The organism is Mycolicibacter kumamotonensis, assembly GCF_002086285.1.
Taxonomy (GTDB): domain Bacteria; phylum Actinomycetota; class Actinomycetes; order Mycobacteriales; family Mycobacteriaceae; genus Mycobacterium; species Mycobacterium kumamotonense.
Map to the genome: position 1 here is coordinate 57362 of NZ_MVHU01000013.1, position 15831 is coordinate 73192.

The following is a 15831-nucleotide window of genomic DNA, read 5'->3' on the forward strand; positions in this document are numbered from 1 at the left end:
GATTCGGGGGTCTTTTCTCGGGGGGCTGCCGCCCTCGGCGGGATCGCTCGACTGTCGTTCCTAGAATTGAGCGGTGACCGCCACCCCCAACGCCGCCAACGCCGAACACCTGCCCAAATCCTGGGAGCCGGGTGCGGTCGAGGACGCGATCTACCAGCGCTGGGTTGATGCCGGCTACTTCACCGCCGATCCGGCCAGCACCAAGCCGGGGTATTCGATCGTGCTTCCCCCGCCGAATGTCACCGGCAACCTGCACATGGGGCACGCACTCGACCACACCCTGATGGACGCGTTGACCCGCCGCAAGCGGATGCAGGGCTTCGAGGTGCTGTGGCTGCCCGGCATGGACCACGCCGGTATCGCGACCCAGAGCGTCGTCGAGCGCCAGCTCGCCGTCGACGGCAAGACCAAGGAAGACTTCGGTCGTGAGCTGTTCATCGAGAAGGTGTGGGATTGGAAACGCCAGTCCGGCGGCACCATCGGTGCGCAGATGCGCCGGATCGGAGACGGCGTGGACTGGAGCCGGGAACGGTTCACCATGGACGAGCACCTGTCGCGTGCGGTCCGCACCATCTTCAAGCGGCTCTACGACGCCGGCCTGATCTACCAGGCCGAACGATTGGTCAACTGGTCGCCGGTGCTTCAGACTGCGATCAGCGACCTCGAGGTCAAATACGAAGACATCGAAGGCGAGCTGGTGTCGTTCCGGTACGGCTCGCTCGATGACGCACAGCCTCACATCGTGGTGGCCACCACCCGGCTCGAGACCATGCTCGGTGACACCGCGATCGCGGTGCATCCCGACGACGACCGGTACCGGCACCTGGTCGGGACCAGTCTGGATCACCCGTTCCTGGACCGGCAGATCGCGGTGGTGGCCGACACGCACGTCGACCCCGAATTCGGTACCGGCGCTGTCAAAGTCACCCCCGCCCACGACCCCAACGACTTCGAGATCGGTCTGCGGCACCAGTTGGCGATGCCGACCATCCTGGATACCAAAGGCCGGATCGCCGGAACCGGCACGCAGTTCGACGGTATGGACCGCTTCGAGGCGCGAGTCGCCGTGCGTGAAGCGCTGGCCGCCCAGGGGCGCATTGTGGCCGAGAAGCGGCCCTATCTGCACAGCGTCGGCCATTCCGAGCGCAGCGGCGAAGTCATCGAACCACGGCTGTCGATGCAGTGGTGGGTCAATGTGTCGTCGATGGCCAAGGCGGCCGGTGACGCGGTTCGTAACGGCGACACCGTCATTCATCCCAAGAGCCTGGAACCGCGCTGGTTCAGCTGGGTTGACGACATGCACGACTGGTGTATCTCCCGGCAGCTGTGGTGGGGCCACCGCATCCCGATCTGGCATGGCCCGGACGGCCAGAAGGTGTGCGTCGGACCGGATGAGACCCCGCCGGAAGGCTGGGAGCAGGACCCCGACGTGCTGGACACCTGGTTCTCCTCGGCGCTGTGGCCGTTTTCCACGATGGGCTGGCCGGATGCCACCCCGGAGTTGGCGAAGTTCTATCCCACCACCGTGTTGGTGACCGGCTACGACATCCTGTTCTTCTGGGTGGCCCGGATGATGATGTTCGGCACGTTCGTCGGCGGTGACGATGCGCTCACCGCCGGGGGGACCCGCGGCGCCCAGGTCCCATTCCGGAACGTGTTCCTGCACGGCCTGATTCGCGACGAGCACGGCCGCAAGATGAGCAAGTCCCGCGGCAACGGCATCGACCCGCTGGACTGGGTGGAGGTCTTCGGCGCCGACGCCCTGCGGTTCACCCTGGCCCGCGGTGCGAGCCCGGGCGGCGACCTGTCGATCGGCGAGGACCATGCCCGGGCGTCGCGCAACTTCGTCACCAAGCTGTTCAACGCCACCCGGTTTGCGTTGCTGAACGGCGCGCGTCTGGCACCGCTGCCGTCGCTTGACGAGCTGACCGATGCCGACCGCTGGATTCTGGGAAGGCTGGAAGAGGTGCGCGCCGAAGTGGATTCGGCGTTCGACGGCTACGAGTTCGGCCGGGCCTGTGAGGCGCTCTACCACTTCGCCTGGGACGAGTTCTGCGACTGGTATGTCGAGCTGGCCAAAACTCAGTTGGGAGAGGGTCTTTCGCGCACCACAGCGGTGCTGGCCGCGGTGCTCGACACGCTGCTGCGGTTGCTGCATCCGGTGATCCCGTTCGTCACCGAAACCCTGTGGCAGGAGCTCACCGGTGAAGAGTCTTTGGTGATCGCCGAGTGGCCGGAGCCGTCCGGAATCATTCTGGACCAGGTTGCCGCACAACGGATCGCCGACATGCAGAAGTTGGTGACCGAGGTGCGTCGCTTCCGCAGCGATCAGGGCCTACGCGACCGGCAGAAGGTTCCGGCCCGGTTGACCGGGATCGACGGTGCGGATCTGGCCACCCAGGTGGCTGCGGTGACGTCGCAGGCTTGGCTGACCGAACCGGGAGCGGATTTCACCCCGTCGGCCACCGTGGAGGTGCGGTTGGGGCGCGGCGACAGGGGAAACACTGTCGTGGTGGAACTGGACACCTCCGGCACCGTCGACGTCGCCGCCGAACGACGGCGCCTGGAGAAGGATCTGGCGGCTGCGGAGAAGGAGCTGGTGGCCACCGCGGCCAAGCTCGACAACGAGGCCTTCCTGGCCAAGGCACCCGAAGCGGTGGTCGACAAGATCCGGGCCCGCCAGCAGGTGGCCCGTGACGAAGTGGACCGGATCACCGGGCGACTCGCGGGCCTGACATGACCGATCACCCGGTCGGCACCACCGAGCCGACCCCGGACGAGATCGCGGCCCTGCTGCAGGTCGAGCACCTGCTCGACCAGCGGTGGGGTGAAACCAAGATCGAGCCCAGCCTGACCCGGATCAACGCCCTGCTGGAGCTGCTCGGCTCCCCGCAACGCAGCTACCCCTCGATTCACGTCGCCGGCACCAACGGCAAGACCTCGGTGGTCCGGATGATCGATGCGCTGCTGACGGCGTTCAGCCGTCGTACCGGGCGCACCACCAGCCCGCATCTGCAATCGGCGGTCGAGCGCATCGCGATCGACGGTGTGCCGATCACCCCGGCCAAGTACGTGGAGACCTACGCCGAGATCGAGCCGTTCGTCCAGATGGTCGACGCGTCCTCGCAGGAGCAGGGCGGGCCGGCGATGAGCAAATTCGAGGTGGTCACGGCGATGGCGTTCGCCGCATTCGCCGACGCCCCGATCGATGTCGCGGTCGTGGAGGTCGGAATGGGCGGCCGCTGGGACGCCACCAACGTCGTCGAGGCGCCGGTTGCCGTCATCACCCCGATCGGCATCGACCACGTCGACTATCTCGGTGACGACCTCGCCGGCATCGCGGCGGAGAAGGCCGGCATCATTCACCGCTCCTCGGACGAGCTCGTGGACACCGTCGTGGTGAGCGCCGGTCAGGTGCCCGAGGTGATGGAGGTGCTGCTGGCCCAAACGGTGCGCGCGGATGCCGCGGTGGCGCGGGAGAACTCCGAGTTCGCGGTGCGCAGCCGCCAGCTCGCGGTGGGCGGGCAGCTGCTGGAACTGCAGGGCCTGGGCGGGGTGTACTCGGATATCTTCCTGCCGCTGCACGGCGAGCACCAGGCTCACAATGCGGCGGTGGCGTTAGCGGCGGTGGAGGCGTTCTTCGGGGCGGGCGCCGAGCGTCAGCTCGACGTCGAGACGGTTCGGGCCGGCTTCGCCGCGGCCCGCAGCCCCGGCCGGCTGGAGCGGATGCGCAGCTCGCCGACGGTCTTCATCGACGCCGCGCACAACCCCGCCGGCGCAACGGCGCTGGCCCAAGCGCTGACCGAGGAGTTCGGCTTCCGGTTCCTGGTCGGGGTGGTCAGCGTGCTGACCGACAAGGACGTCGACGGCATCCTCGCCGCCCTGGAACCGGTGTTCGACTACATCGTGGTGACCCACAACGGTTCTCCGCGTGCCTTGGATATCGAGACGCTGACCGCGGCAGCGGTGCGGTGGTTCGGCGACGACCGGGTGGTGACCACCGAGACACTCGGGGATGCCATCGACGCCGCGACCGCGCTGGTGGATGAGTTCGACTCCGACGGTGACACCGCGGGAACGGGCATCGTGATCACCGGCTCGGTGGTCACGGCCGGGGCCGCACGCAGCTTGTTCGGGAGGGACCCGGCATGACCGACCAAACCGCGGCGCCCGATCCGTGGCGCAGCTTCCGCGGCGTGATGGCGGCGACGCTGATCCTCGAGGCGATCGTGGTGCTGTTGGCGCTGCCGGTGGTCCACGTGGTCGGAGGTGGGCTGACACCGGTGTCACTGGCGTACCTGCTCGGCTTGGCTCTGGTGTTGTTGCTGTTCACCGGTATCCAAGGCCGGTCGTGGGCGATCTGGGCCAATCTGGCGCTGCAGTCGGTGCTGGTCGCCGGGTTCGTGATCTATCCGGGCGTGGGGGTGATGGGCCTGGTGTTCACCGCGGTGTGGGCATTGATCGCCTACTTCCGTGCCGAGGTATTGCGCCGCTCATAGCGACGCGGCTATTCGGTACGCTGTCGCGGTGACTGAGCGGACTTTGGTGCTGATCAAACCGGACGGTGTCAACCGTCGGCTGGTGGGCGAGATCATCGCCCGGATTGAGAAGAAGGGCCTGACCCTGGCGGCGCTGGAACTGCGGCCGGTGCAGCAGGCGGTGGCCCGCCAGCACTACGGCGAACACGAGGGCAAGGCGTTCTTCGCCTCCCTGCTGGAGTTCATCACCTCCGGCCCGGTGGTCGCCGCCGTGGTGGAGGGGCCGCGGGCCATCGAGGCCTTCCGGCAGCTCGCCGGCGGTACCGACCCGGTCGCCAAGGCCACTCCCGGCACCATCCGGGGTGATTTCGGGCTGGAGACCCAGTTCAACCTGGTGCACGGCTCCGACTCGCCGGAGTCGGCCGAGCGTGAGATCGCGCTGTGGTTCCCCGACCTGAAGCCGTCGGCACCCACATCTCCCATGACACTGGCCTGACGTCGCAGTTAATGCCTTTCGACCGGCTTGCGCCGGTTGTGTGGGATACTGGCCAACGGGTGAACGTCACCGGACCGGTGTCCGCCACCCGAATGAAGGCTTAGGCGAGTGCGACGGTCGCGATATGTGATGCGGCGCCGATCGCCGGTCCTCATTCAGCCAGGCACCGAGTCGGTTCCACCCGAGCCCCTCGGAGCGAGACCACCACAAGCCCGGAGAAGTGAGCCGGGCGAATAACGAGAAGCCCTCGCGTGGCCGCGTCGTCGCGACGCGCCCGGGGGCTTGAGGAGACGTACGTGGCAGACCCGTCTTTTTTCACAGGCCCTGATTCGGATGTACCGGCGGTGCCGACCGAGCATGAGGAGTTGCCGGACCGTCTCCGGGTCCACTCCCTGGCCCGGGTGCTGGGCACCACCAGCAAGCGGGTGCTGGATGCCCTGACCGAGCTGGACGGCCGGGCGCGCAGCGCCCATTCCAGCGTGGATCGCGTCGAGGCGGTCCGAGTCCGTGACCTGCTGGGATTGGCAGAGGAGCCCACCGCCGAGGCAGCGGCCCCCGATTCCGCGGAGTCCGGCGAGGTTCCCCAGGAGCCCGAGTCCCGGCTGCTGCTGGAGACCGAGGCGACCGGCGCGCGGGTCGACTACATGCCGCTGTTCGTGGCACCCCAGCCGGTCTCCTTCGAGCCGGCGGCGTCCCACGACGACGAGGGGTCCGACGATGACGACGACCTCGGTCCCGACGGCGATGACGAAAACGGGGACCGTCCCGCCAATCGCCGGCGCCGCCGCGGGCGGCGCGGGCGCGGTCGGGGCCGCGGCTCCGAAGGCGGCTCCACGGACGATGCGGCCGACTCCGCCGACTCCGACGACGACACCGAGGACGACGACTCCGCCACGGAATCCGACGAGGCCGGGGAGGCCGAGGACGGTGGCGACGACACCGATGCCACCGACGAGTCGGGCAGCCGGCGCCGGCGCCGGCGCCGTCGGCGCAAGTCCGGCACCGGCGATGATGACGACACCGGGGCCCCGGACGACCCGCCCAACACGGTCGTGCACGAACGGACGCCGCGCGCCAAGTCCGCCCGGGGAGCCAAGGGCGAGAAGAGTTCGTCGGACGACGAGATCCAGGGCATCACCGGGTCGACGCGCCTGGAGGCCAAGCGTCAGCGTCGCCGCGACGGGCGTGACGCCGGCCGCCGCCGCCCACCGATCCTGAGCGAGGCCGAGTTCCTGGCCCGCCGCGAAGCGGTCGAGCGCCGGATGGTGGTCCGCGACCGCGTCCGCACCGAGCCGCCGCACATCGGCGCCCGCTACACCCAGATCGCCGTGCTCGAAGACGGCGTGATGGTCGAGCACTTCGTCACCTCGGCGGCATCGACCTCCCTGGTCGGCAACGTCTACCTGGGCATCGTGCAGAACGTGTTGCCGTCGATGGAGGCCGCCTTCGTCGACATCGGCCGCGGCCGCAACGGGGTGCTCTATGCCGGCGAGGTGAACTGGGAGGCCGCCGGCCTGGGCGGCGCCAACCGCAAGATCGAGCAGGCGCTCAAGCCGGGCGACTACGTCGTGGTGCAGGTCAGCAAGGATCCGATCGGGCACAAGGGCGCCCGGTTGACCACGCAGGTCTCGCTGGCCGGTCGCTACCTGGTGTATGTGCCGGGGGCGTCATCGACCGGGATCAGCCGCAAGCTGCCCGACACCGAGCGTCAGCGGCTCAAGGAGATCCTGCGTGAGGTGGTGCCCGCCGACGCCGGCGTGATCATCCGCACCGCGTCGGAGGGCGTCAAAGAAGAGGACATCCGCGCCGACGTGGAGCGCCTCCAGGAACGTTGGAACCAGATCGAGGCGACGGCGGCCGAGACCAAGGCGAAAGCGGCCGGCGTTGCGGTGGCGCTCTACGAGGAGCCCGATGTCCTGGTCAAGGTGATCCGCGACCTTTTCAACGAAGACTTCTCCGAGCTGGTGGTCTCCGGTGACGACGCCTGGGCGACGATCAACGACTATGTGGGATCGGTGGCGCCGGAATTGCTGCCGAAGCTGACCCGCTACACAGCACCCGAGGGTCCGGAGGGGCAATCCGGACCGGACGTGTTCGCCGTGCACCGCATCGACGAGCAACTGGCCAAGGCAATGGATCGCAAGGTCTGGCTGCCCTCGGGCGGAACCCTGGTGATCGATCGGACCGAGGCCATGACGGTGGTCGACGTCAACACCGGCAAGTTCACCGGATCCGGGGGCAACCTCGAGGAGACGGTGACCAAGAACAACCTGGAGGCCGCCGAGGAGATCGTGCGGCAGCTGCGCCTTCGCGACATCGGCGGCATCATCGTCATCGACTTCATCGACATGGTGCTGGAGTCCAACCGCGACCTGGTGCTGCGCCGGCTGACCGAGGCGCTGGGCCGGGACCGGACCCGCCATCAGGTCTCCGAGGTGACGTCCCTGGGGTTGGTGCAGCTGACCCGCAAGCGGCTGGGCACCGGGCTGATCGAGGCGTTCTCGACGTCGTGCCAGCACTGCGCCGGGCGCGGCATCATGGTGCACGCCGACCCGGTCGACTCGGCCGCGCCGGGGCGCAAGTCCGATCTCAGCAGCCGGCGCAGCAAGCGATCGAAGAAGCCCAAGGGCGATGAGCCCGTGGTGGCCAAGGTCCCGGTGCACACCCCCGGTGACCATCCGATGTTCAAGGCGATGGCGGCTGCCAGCGACCGCCAGGACGAGGAGTCCGAGGACGGCGCGGGTGCCGAGGCCACCGCGGAGTCGGTGGTCGAGGAGCCGCAGGCGGTCGCCGAGGCGGAGCGGCAGCCGGCCGGTGCGGAGCTTGGGGACGACAGCGACTCTGAGGACACCTACGACGGCGAGGACCTCGAGGACACCGACGACACCGACGACGAGGTCGATGAGGACGTCGATGAAGAGGTCGAAGTGGACCTCGACGACGATGACGACGACTTCGACGACGACCTCGACGTCATCGACGAGTCCGACGAGTCCGACGAGTCCGACGAGGGTGACGACTCCGACCAGGAAACCATGGCCTCCGCGATGGCCTACGAGCGGCCCCGGCGGCGCCGTGCTGCGGCCCGCCCGGCGGGGCCACCGAGCTGAAAGCGGCCGGGCAGGGCCGGTTTGACCCCTTAGTCGCTGGTCAAGTACCCTAGACCAGTTGTCGCCAGGCGGAAATGACCCGGCTCGGCGGACAGAACCCCAACCACCTGCGCAAGTCCCGATGGCGTGCGCTGCGAGCGGCACCCGAGAAGTACTCGAGAAGTAGAGGTAGACACCAACGATGGCGACGTACGCAATCGTCAAAACCGGCGGCAAGCAGTACAAGGTTGCCGTCGGTGACGTGCTCAAGGTCGAGAAGCTCGATTCCGAGCCGGGTGCATCGGTTTCGTTGCCGGTCGCGCTGGTCGTGGACGGCACCACCGTCACCACCGACGCCGCCAAGCTGGCGAAGGTCGCGGTCACCGGGGAGGTGCTCGAGCACACCAAGGGCCCCAAGATCCGCATCCACAAGTTCAAGAACAAGACCGGCTACCACAAGCGGCAGGGTCACCGTCAGCAGCTGACCGTGCTCAAGGTCACCGGAATCAAGTAGGGGAGCGAACGAGATGGCACACAAGAAGGGCGCTTCCAGCTCACGCAACGGGCGCGACTCCAACGCGCAGCGGCTCGGTGTCAAGCGGTTCGGCGGCCAGGTCGTCAAGGCCGGCGAGATCCTGGTCCGGCAGCGCGGCACCCACTTCCACCCGGGCATCAACGTCGGTCGCGGCGGCGACGACACGCTGTTCGCCACGGCACCCGGTGCGGTCGAGTTCGGCCTCAAGCGTGGCCGCAAGACAGTCAACATCGTGCCTGTCGCCCGCGACTAGTCGCCGGCGTAACTGGGCGCCCTCTGGCGCCGGATAGGTAGTAACGCCATGTCCCGGTTCGTCGACCGCGTCGTCATCCATGTCCGCGCGGGCGACGGGGGCAACGGCTGCGCGTCGATTCACCGGGAGAAATTCAAGCCCCTCGGCGGCCCGGACGGCGGCAACGGCGGCCGCGGCGGCAGCGTCGTGCTGGTCGTCGACCCCCAGGTGCACACCCTGCTGGACTTCCACTTCCGCCCGCACATCAGCGCCGCGTCCGGCAAGCAGGGCCAGGGCAGCAACAAAGACGGTGCCGCCGGGGCCGACCTGGAGATCAAGGTGCCGGACGGCACCGTCGTGCTCGACGAACACGGACGGCTGCTGGCCGATCTGGTGGAAACCGGGGCCCGCTTCGAGGCCGCCGCCGGCGGACGCGGCGGGCTGGGCAACGCCGCGCTGGTGTCGCGGGCCCGCAAGGCACCGGGCTTCGCGCTGTTGGGGGAGAAGGGCGAGAGCCGCGACCTCATTCTGGAACTCAAGACCGTCGCCGACGTCGGCCTGATCGGGTTTCCCTCAGCGGGCAAATCGGCGCTGGTGTCGGTGATCTCGGCGGCCAAACCGAAGATCGCGGACTACCCCTTCACCACGCTGGCGCCGAACCTGGGCGTGGTCTCCGCCGGGGAGAACACCTTCACCGCCGCCGACGTGCCCGGCCTGATCCCGGGCGCCTCGGCTGGGCGCGGCCTGGGCTTGGACTTCCTGCGCCACATCGAACGCTGCGCGGTGCTGGTGCACGTCGTGGACTGTGCGACCGCAGAGCCCGGCCGTGACCCGCTCTCCGACATCGAGGCCATCGAAGCCGAACTGGCCGCCTACACACCCACCATGCAAGGGGATTCGGCCCTCGGCGACCTCGTGATGCGGCCGCGCGCGGTGGTGCTCAACAAGATCGACGTGCCCGAAGCACGGGAGATGGCCGAGTTCGTGCGCGACGACATCGTGGCTGAGCGCGGCTGGCCGGTGTTCATGGTGTCCACGGTGAGTCGGGAAGGTTTGCGCCCGTTGATGTTCGCGCTGGCCGATATGGTGTCGGCGTACCGGGCGGCGCAGCCGGAGCCGGTGGCGCGCCGGCCGGTGATCCGGCCGATACCCGCGGGGGAGACCGGATTCACCGTGGAAGCGGACGGCTACGGCGGTTTCGTGGTGCGGGGGACACGTCCCGAGCGCTGGGTGCACCAAACCAACTTCGACAACGACGAGGCGGTGGGCTACCTCGGTGACCGGCTGGCCCGGCTCGGGGTCGAAGACGAGCTGCTGCGGCTGGGTGCCAAACCGGGCTGCGCGGTGACGATCGGGGAGATGACCTTCGACTGGGAACCGGCCACGCCGGCCGGGGTGGACACGCCGTTGTCCGGGAGAGGCACCGACATCCGGGTGGAACGTAGCGACCGGGTCGGCGCTGCCGAACGCAAAGTCGCGCGCAAACAGCGCCGCGAACGTTCGGAGGAGCCGTGACGGGCGGCGGTGCGCGCGAAGCGATTCGCGCCGCTCGCAGCGTCGTCGTCAAGATCGGCACCACCGCGCTGACCGCCCAGAACGGTATGTTCGACGCGGCGCGGCTGGCCGGGCTCGCCGAGGCCATCGAAGCGCGGATGAAGGCCGGCTCGGACGTGGTGATCGTGTCGTCCGGGGCCATCGCCGCGGGTCTGGAGCCGCTCGGTTTATCCAGGCGGCCAACGGATCTGGCGACCAAGCAAGCAGCAGCCAGCGTCGGTCAGGTGGCGCTGGTCAATGCATGGAGCGCCGCCTTCGGCCGGTTCGGCCGGACCGTCGGGCAGGTGCTGCTCACCGCGCAGGACGTGTCGATGCGGGTGTCACACACCAACGCCGCTCGCACCCTGGACCGGTTGCGGGCACTGCACGCCGTGGCGATCGTCAACGAGAACGACACAGTTGCCACCAATGAGATCCGGTTCGGCGACAACGACCGGCTCTCGGCGCTGGTGGCGCACCTGGTCGGTGCCGACGCGTTGGTGCTGCTCTCCGACATTGACGGCCTCTACGACGCCGACCCGCGCAAGGGGCCGGCCCGGCTGGTTCCCGAGGTGGCCGGTCCGGACGACCTGGCCGGCGTGGTGGCCGGCGAGGGCAGTCACCGGGGCACCGGCGGCATGGTGTCGAAACTGTCCTCGGCGCTGCTGGCCGCCGACGCGGGCGTTCCGGTGTTGCTGGCCGCCGCCGATGATGCCGCGGCGGCACTTTCGGACGCATCGGTGGGGACCGTTTTCGCCCCGCGGTCACAACGGTTGTCGGCGCGCAGATTCTGGGTGCGCCACGCCGCCGACGCCTCCGGCACGTTGACGCTGGACGCCGGCGCGGTCGAGGCGGTGCTGAGCAGGCGGCGCTCCCTGCTGGCGGCCGGAATCACCGCGGTCGCAGGCCGATTCCACGGCGGTGACGTGGTCGAACTGTGCGGGCCGGACGGGTCGGTGGTGGCCCGTGGAGTCGTCGGCTACGACGCGGTGGAACTGGCCGGGATGATCGGTCATTCCACGGCCGAACTGGCGCCGGATGCTCGCCGCCCGGTGGTCCATGCCGATGACCTGGTGGCGGTGTAGGCCCTGCCGCATGAGCACCGTATTCACCATCGATGGGGCGGGGTGGAGCGGATTTCTGCGGTTCATGTGCCGCGGCGCGGTTACCAAGGGCAAGACGGTCCGGCGCGTCAAATACCCCAACACCTACTTCGACGGCCTGCGCTACGTGCCCGCGGTTGCCGCGGTACAACGCGGTGCGCGGGCCCTCGATGACATGCTGGCCGCTCATTTCAACGGTCACCCCGAAGCCGAGGATGTGTTGGTCTACGCGGTGAGTATGGGGGCACAGGTCGCCTGCAAATGGCTGCGGGAGTACGGCCCGACGTCGGTGGTCCCTGCCGGCAGGGTGTCGTTTCTGCTGTTGGCCAACCCGGAACAGCCCTTCCACGGCATCTACCAGGCCGATCCCACGCTGGTCACGTTCATGAAGTTGCCCGACTACGGCGGGGTCGGTGTGCCGGTGGACACCCCCTTCGGGGTGACGGACCTGTGCCGCCAGTACGACGGCATGGCCGACTTCCCGAATCGTCCTGCCGCACAGGTCGATAGGCTCGCGATCAGCAACGCCCTGCTGGGCCTGGTGACCATCCACAACAACTACTTCAGGCTCGATATCGGCCACCCCGACAACGTTCGCACCCGACGCGGCAACGTCAGCTACGTCTTCGCTCCGACGCGCGTGCCGCCGGCCTGCGGCCTCAGCGTGCTGTTCCCCGCCCGGTTCACAAGGCGGCGGCAGAGGATCGAGAAATCCTATGACCGCTCGGCGTGGACCGGCCCGGCCGGGGCGTAGCGCCCGCGTTATTTCTCTGCGGGACTCAGATACAATGCGGCCCAGATGATTTCGGTCAGCGCGCTGGTGAGCTCGGAATCGTAGTCGACAGCTCGCCCCGGTAGGTTCTGTTGGCAGGTCCGCTCCACCATCCAGGTCAGTGCACTGGCGGTGGCGGCGGCGGGTAACGCACGGCGAATGGAGCCGTCGGCCTGGCCGGCTTCGATGATCTGCGCCACCCGGTCCGAGATGGCGGCCAGCAACTCCCGGTAGGTGGTTGCCACCTGCGGGTCGTAGCCTGCCATCTCGCTGAGCGCGATCAGCAGCGGTTGGTGTCGCCGATAACTGGCGACGATCGCGGCCATCGCGGCGCGGACATCGTCGGGATCGTGCCGGTGCGCCACACTCCACCAGCGTTCGGCGCCCGAGGCCAGATCGCCGAACACTTGGCCGGCGAGCCGGCGCAGCAGATGGCCCTTGTCCTCGAAGTAGATGTAGAAGCTGGCGCGCGACATCCCGGCCTCGGTGGCGAGCCGGTCCACGCTCAGCTCGGTGAAGCTGGCGCCTTCGCCCATCAGCCGCTCGGTGGCGTCGAGTAGACGACGCTCGATCTCCTCACGCCGCTCCTGGCGGCTGATCTGGGGCTTGCGGGTCACCGTGGCCACCTTGCCGAGCCTAGCTGCTGATGCGACATCTTGACTAGACATAGTGTCTAGACTTATCGTCGCCTGGACGCGACTGTGATCGGCGTCATAAACCGAGGAGGCCCCATGACAGCAACGCCAGCCACGACCCGCGGTTATGACCCGGTGGACCTGTCCTCGCGGGCGTTCTGGTCCGGTACCGCCAAGGATCGCGAACGCTCGTTCGCCGTGCTGCGAGCCGAGCGGCCGGTGAGCTGGCATCCCCCGGTCGAAGACGCCATGCTCGACGATCCGGACGATCCGGGCTATTGGGCCGTCACCCGCCACGCCGACATCGTCACGGTGAGCCGCACCAATGAGGTGTTCCTGTCCGGCAAGGGCGTGCAGTTCGAGAACTTTCCCGCGGAGCTGCTGGAGACGACGCAATCCTTCTTGGCCATGGATCCGCCCCGGCACACCACGCTGCGCAAGCTGGCCACCGCGGCATTCACCCCCCGGCAGGTTCGGCGCATCGAGGACTCGATCAAGGCCAGTGCCGCGGCGATCGTGCAAGAGTTGAAGGCCGCCGGCAGCGGAGCCGACTTCGTCGACCACTGTGCCAAGGAACTGCCGCTGCGCACGCTATCGGACATGATGGGCATCCCCGAGTCCGAGCGGGAGCGGGTCGCTGAGGCCGCAGATGCACTGGTCACGGCCAATGATCCGGTCTGTCTGGCCGGCCGCAACCCGATGGAGGTCATGTTCGAATCCGTGACCTATCTCCACCAAGTGGCCGGTACGCTGGCCGCCCAGCGCCGCGAGAACCCCGGCGACGACCTGTTCAGCAGCCTGGTGAACACCGAGGTTGACGGCGATCGGCTCACCGACGCAGAAGTGGCCGCCTACTTCGTGCTGCTCTCGGTGGCCGGCAACGACACCACGCGGCAGACCACCAGCCATGCGCTCAAGGCACTCACCGACTTCCCCGAGCAACGGGCCTGGCTGCTGGAGGACTTCGACAGGCGCATCGGGATGGCCGTCGAGGAGTTCATCCGCTACGCCACCCCGGTGATGACCTTCCGCCGTACCGCCGCAACCGATTACGAGCTCGGCGGCCAGACCATCCGGGCCGGCGACAAGGTGGCGATGTTCTATGCGTCCGGCAACTGGGACGAGACGGTGTTCGAGGACCCGGACCGCCTGGATCTGAGCCGTGACCCCAATCCGCACGTCGGTTTCGGTGGCGGCGGGCAGCACTACTGCCTGGGGACACACGTGGCGCGGGCCCAGCTGCGCGCCATCTTCGGCGAACTACTCCACCAGCTGCCGGACATCGAGGCCGGTGAGCCGGAGTACGTGGCGGGCAGCTTCATCCACGGCATTCGCGCCATGCCCTGCACGTTCTGACGGTGAGGCCGGACTCGTCGGGGACCTACAAGCTCGGTGTGATGCCCGCGAATTCTGCCAGCAGTTGCGCGAATCCGTCGCCCGATTCCGATGCCGACATTCCGGCGTCGACGGCGGGGAATTCGAACAGGGTCACTGCTCAAAAGCAGCTGTCAAGCGGGTTCGGTCGCTTCACGAAGCTGCGCCGGTGACACGCCGAAGTGCCGGCCGGTGGCGTCCTTGCCGATCGCGGTCAGCACCACGACGGCGATCAGGGTCGGCACCACCGTGACGACCAGGGCGAACGGGTAGCCGTGCGCGGCCGCCAAGTGCTCCTGGATCGGAAGGTTGAACGCGGCGAACAGATTGCCCAGCTGATAGGTCACGCCCGGATAGAAGCCGCGGATCGCGTCCGGCGACATCTCGGTGAGGTGGGCCGGGATCACACCCCAGGCGCCCTGCACGCAGATCTGGATCAGAAACGAGCCGAGGCACAGCATGCCCGCGCTGTGCGACAGCGCGAACAGCGGCACGATCGGCAGGCCCATCACCGCGGCCCAGATGATCGCGTAGCGCCGGCCCAACCGCTGCGACAGTGAGCCGAAGATGAGCCCGCCGATGATGCCGCCGATGTTGTAGATCACCGCGATCCACTTGGCCGTGACATGCGACAGGCCCGCCCCGTCGGGCGAGGTCAGAAATGTCGGATAGATGTCGTGGGTCCCATGGCTCATCCAGTTGAACGCCGTCATCAGCAACACCAGATAACAGAACCGGCGGATCACCTTGGCGTCGGTGAAGACGTCGCGAATCTTGGTGCGGGTCAGCCGCATCCGATCCTGGGTGACCTGCCACACCTCGGACTCGGTGACCCGGTAGCGGATCAGCAGGCTGACCATGGCCGGCAGTATGGACAGCCCGAACAGCCAGCGCCAGGACAACCCCAGCCAGTCGTTCACCAACAACGAGGCCACCGTGGCGGCCAGGTAACCGAACAGGTAGCCCTCCTGCAGCAGCCCGGAGAAGAATCCGCGTCGCTCGGGCGGGATCTTCTCCATCGCCAGCGCGGCGCCCAGTCCCCATTCGCCTCCCATGCCGATCCCGTAGAGCAGGCGCAGGATCACCAGCACGGTGAAAGTGGGGGCGAACGCGCACAAGAACCCCACCGTCGAGTAGAAGATCACGTTCACCATCAGCGGTATCCGCCGGCCGACCCGGTCGGCCCACAGGCCGAACACCAGCGCCCCCACCGGGCGCATCACCAGCGTGGCGGTGGTCAGAAACGCGACCTCGGTCTTGGTGTGGCCGAAGGTCTTGGCGATGTCGGCGTAGACGAACACCACGATGAAGTAATCGAAGGCGTCCATCGACCAGCCCAGCAGGGCAGCCAGGAACGAGTTGCGCTGATCGGCGGTGAGGCGCTGTTTCACCTGAGCCATCGTGCCGGATTCCGGCGCGATCGGGTGCGTTCTCGGCGACGATTACCGTGCCGAATTCGCCGGGCTGATGCGGCGGTCCCAGCTTCGCCTCTCCTCCGTCGAGCCTCGCTGAACCGCTCGGCCCATGCGGCGGTCCCAGCTTCGCCTCTCCTCCGTCGAGCCTCGCTGAACCGCTCGGCCCATA

The 15831-nt window shown here is 68.0% G+C and carries 13 protein-coding genes; 11 read left to right on the forward strand and 2 right to left on the reverse strand.

From position 1 onward, the window contains the following. Positions 1 to 73 precede the first annotated feature (73 nt). The 10 genes from BST28_RS10825 (at position 74) to BST28_RS10870 (ending at position 12220) form a co-directional block, all read left to right on the forward strand. Positions 74 to 2740: a valine--tRNA ligase gene (locus tag BST28_RS10825; protein ID WP_019737256.1), complete on the forward strand. Its 2667-nt coding sequence runs from the start codon at positions 74 to 76 to the stop codon at positions 2738 to 2740. Then, on the forward strand, positions 2737 to 4152 hold the full coding sequence (gene folC, locus BST28_RS10830) for a bifunctional tetrahydrofolate synthase/dihydrofolate synthase (RefSeq protein ID WP_019737257.1): 1416 nt from the start codon (positions 2737 to 2739) through the stop codon (positions 4150 to 4152). Before BST28_RS10825 ends, folC begins: the two co-directional genes overlap by 4 nt. Further along, positions 4149 to 4499, forward strand: coding sequence for a DUF4233 domain-containing protein (locus BST28_RS10835; RefSeq protein ID WP_019737258.1), 351 nt, complete (start codon positions 4149 to 4151; stop codon positions 4497 to 4499). Before folC ends, BST28_RS10835 begins: the two co-directional genes overlap by 4 nt. A 28-nt stretch (positions 4500 to 4527) precedes the next feature. After that, on the forward strand, positions 4528 to 4974 hold the full coding sequence (gene ndk / locus BST28_RS10840) for a nucleoside-diphosphate kinase (protein ID WP_019737259.1): 447 nt from the start codon (positions 4528 to 4530) through the stop codon (positions 4972 to 4974). A gap of 296 nt (positions 4975 to 5270) precedes the next feature. Next, complete coding sequence (rne, locus tag BST28_RS10845; RefSeq protein ID WP_474630496.1) at positions 5271 to 8084, forward strand: ribonuclease E; 2814 nt, start codon at positions 5271 to 5273, stop codon at positions 8082 to 8084. A gap of 181 nt (positions 8085 to 8265) precedes the next feature. Continuing rightward, complete coding sequence (gene rplU / locus BST28_RS10850) at positions 8266 to 8577, forward strand: 50S ribosomal protein L21 (protein WP_019738402.1); 312 nt, start codon at positions 8266 to 8268, stop codon at positions 8575 to 8577. Between the two features lie 13 nt (positions 8578 to 8590). Continuing rightward, the gene (gene rpmA, locus BST28_RS10855; protein WP_019738401.1) at positions 8591 to 8851 is read left to right on the forward strand and encodes a 50S ribosomal protein L27; all 261 of its coding nucleotides are present in this window, start codon (positions 8591 to 8593) and stop codon (positions 8849 to 8851) included. 48 nt (positions 8852 to 8899) lie between these two features. Continuing rightward, a complete protein-coding gene (obgE, locus tag BST28_RS10860; protein ID WP_019738400.1) occupies positions 8900 to 10345 on the forward strand; it encodes a GTPase ObgE in 1446 nt (481 codons plus the stop codon). Further along, positions 10342 to 11448 (forward strand): glutamate 5-kinase, encoded by a 1107-nt coding sequence (proB, locus tag BST28_RS10865; protein WP_019738399.1) that lies wholly within the window; start codon positions 10342 to 10344, stop codon positions 11446 to 11448. The genes obgE and proB overlap by 4 nt, the downstream gene beginning before the upstream one ends. A gap of 10 nt (positions 11449 to 11458) precedes the next feature. After that, positions 11459 to 12220: a PE-PPE domain-containing protein gene (locus tag BST28_RS10870; RefSeq protein WP_019738398.1), complete on the forward strand. Its 762-nt coding sequence runs from the start codon at positions 11459 to 11461 to the stop codon at positions 12218 to 12220. Between the two features lie 8 nt (positions 12221 to 12228). Here the strand turns inward: BST28_RS10870 and BST28_RS10875 are convergent, their stop codons facing one another. After that, on the reverse strand, positions 12229 to 12864 hold the full coding sequence (locus tag BST28_RS10875; protein WP_065288304.1) for a TetR/AcrR family transcriptional regulator: 636 nt from the start codon (positions 12862 to 12864) through the stop codon (positions 12229 to 12231). A 105-nt stretch (positions 12865 to 12969) separates the two neighbouring features. Here BST28_RS10875 and BST28_RS10880 point away from each other — a divergent pair, with 105 nt between their 5' ends. Next, entirely contained in the window at positions 12970 to 14229 is a 1260-nt protein-coding gene (locus BST28_RS10880; RefSeq protein ID WP_019738396.1) for a cytochrome P450, read from the forward strand. Between the two features lie 152 nt (positions 14230 to 14381). On the opposite strand, the gene BST28_RS10885 is transcribed toward BST28_RS10880, so the two are convergent. Beyond that, positions 14382 to 15647, reverse strand: coding sequence for an MFS transporter (locus BST28_RS10885; RefSeq protein WP_065288305.1), 1266 nt, complete (start codon positions 15645 to 15647; stop codon positions 14382 to 14384). Between the last annotated feature and the right edge of the window lie 184 nt (positions 15648 to 15831).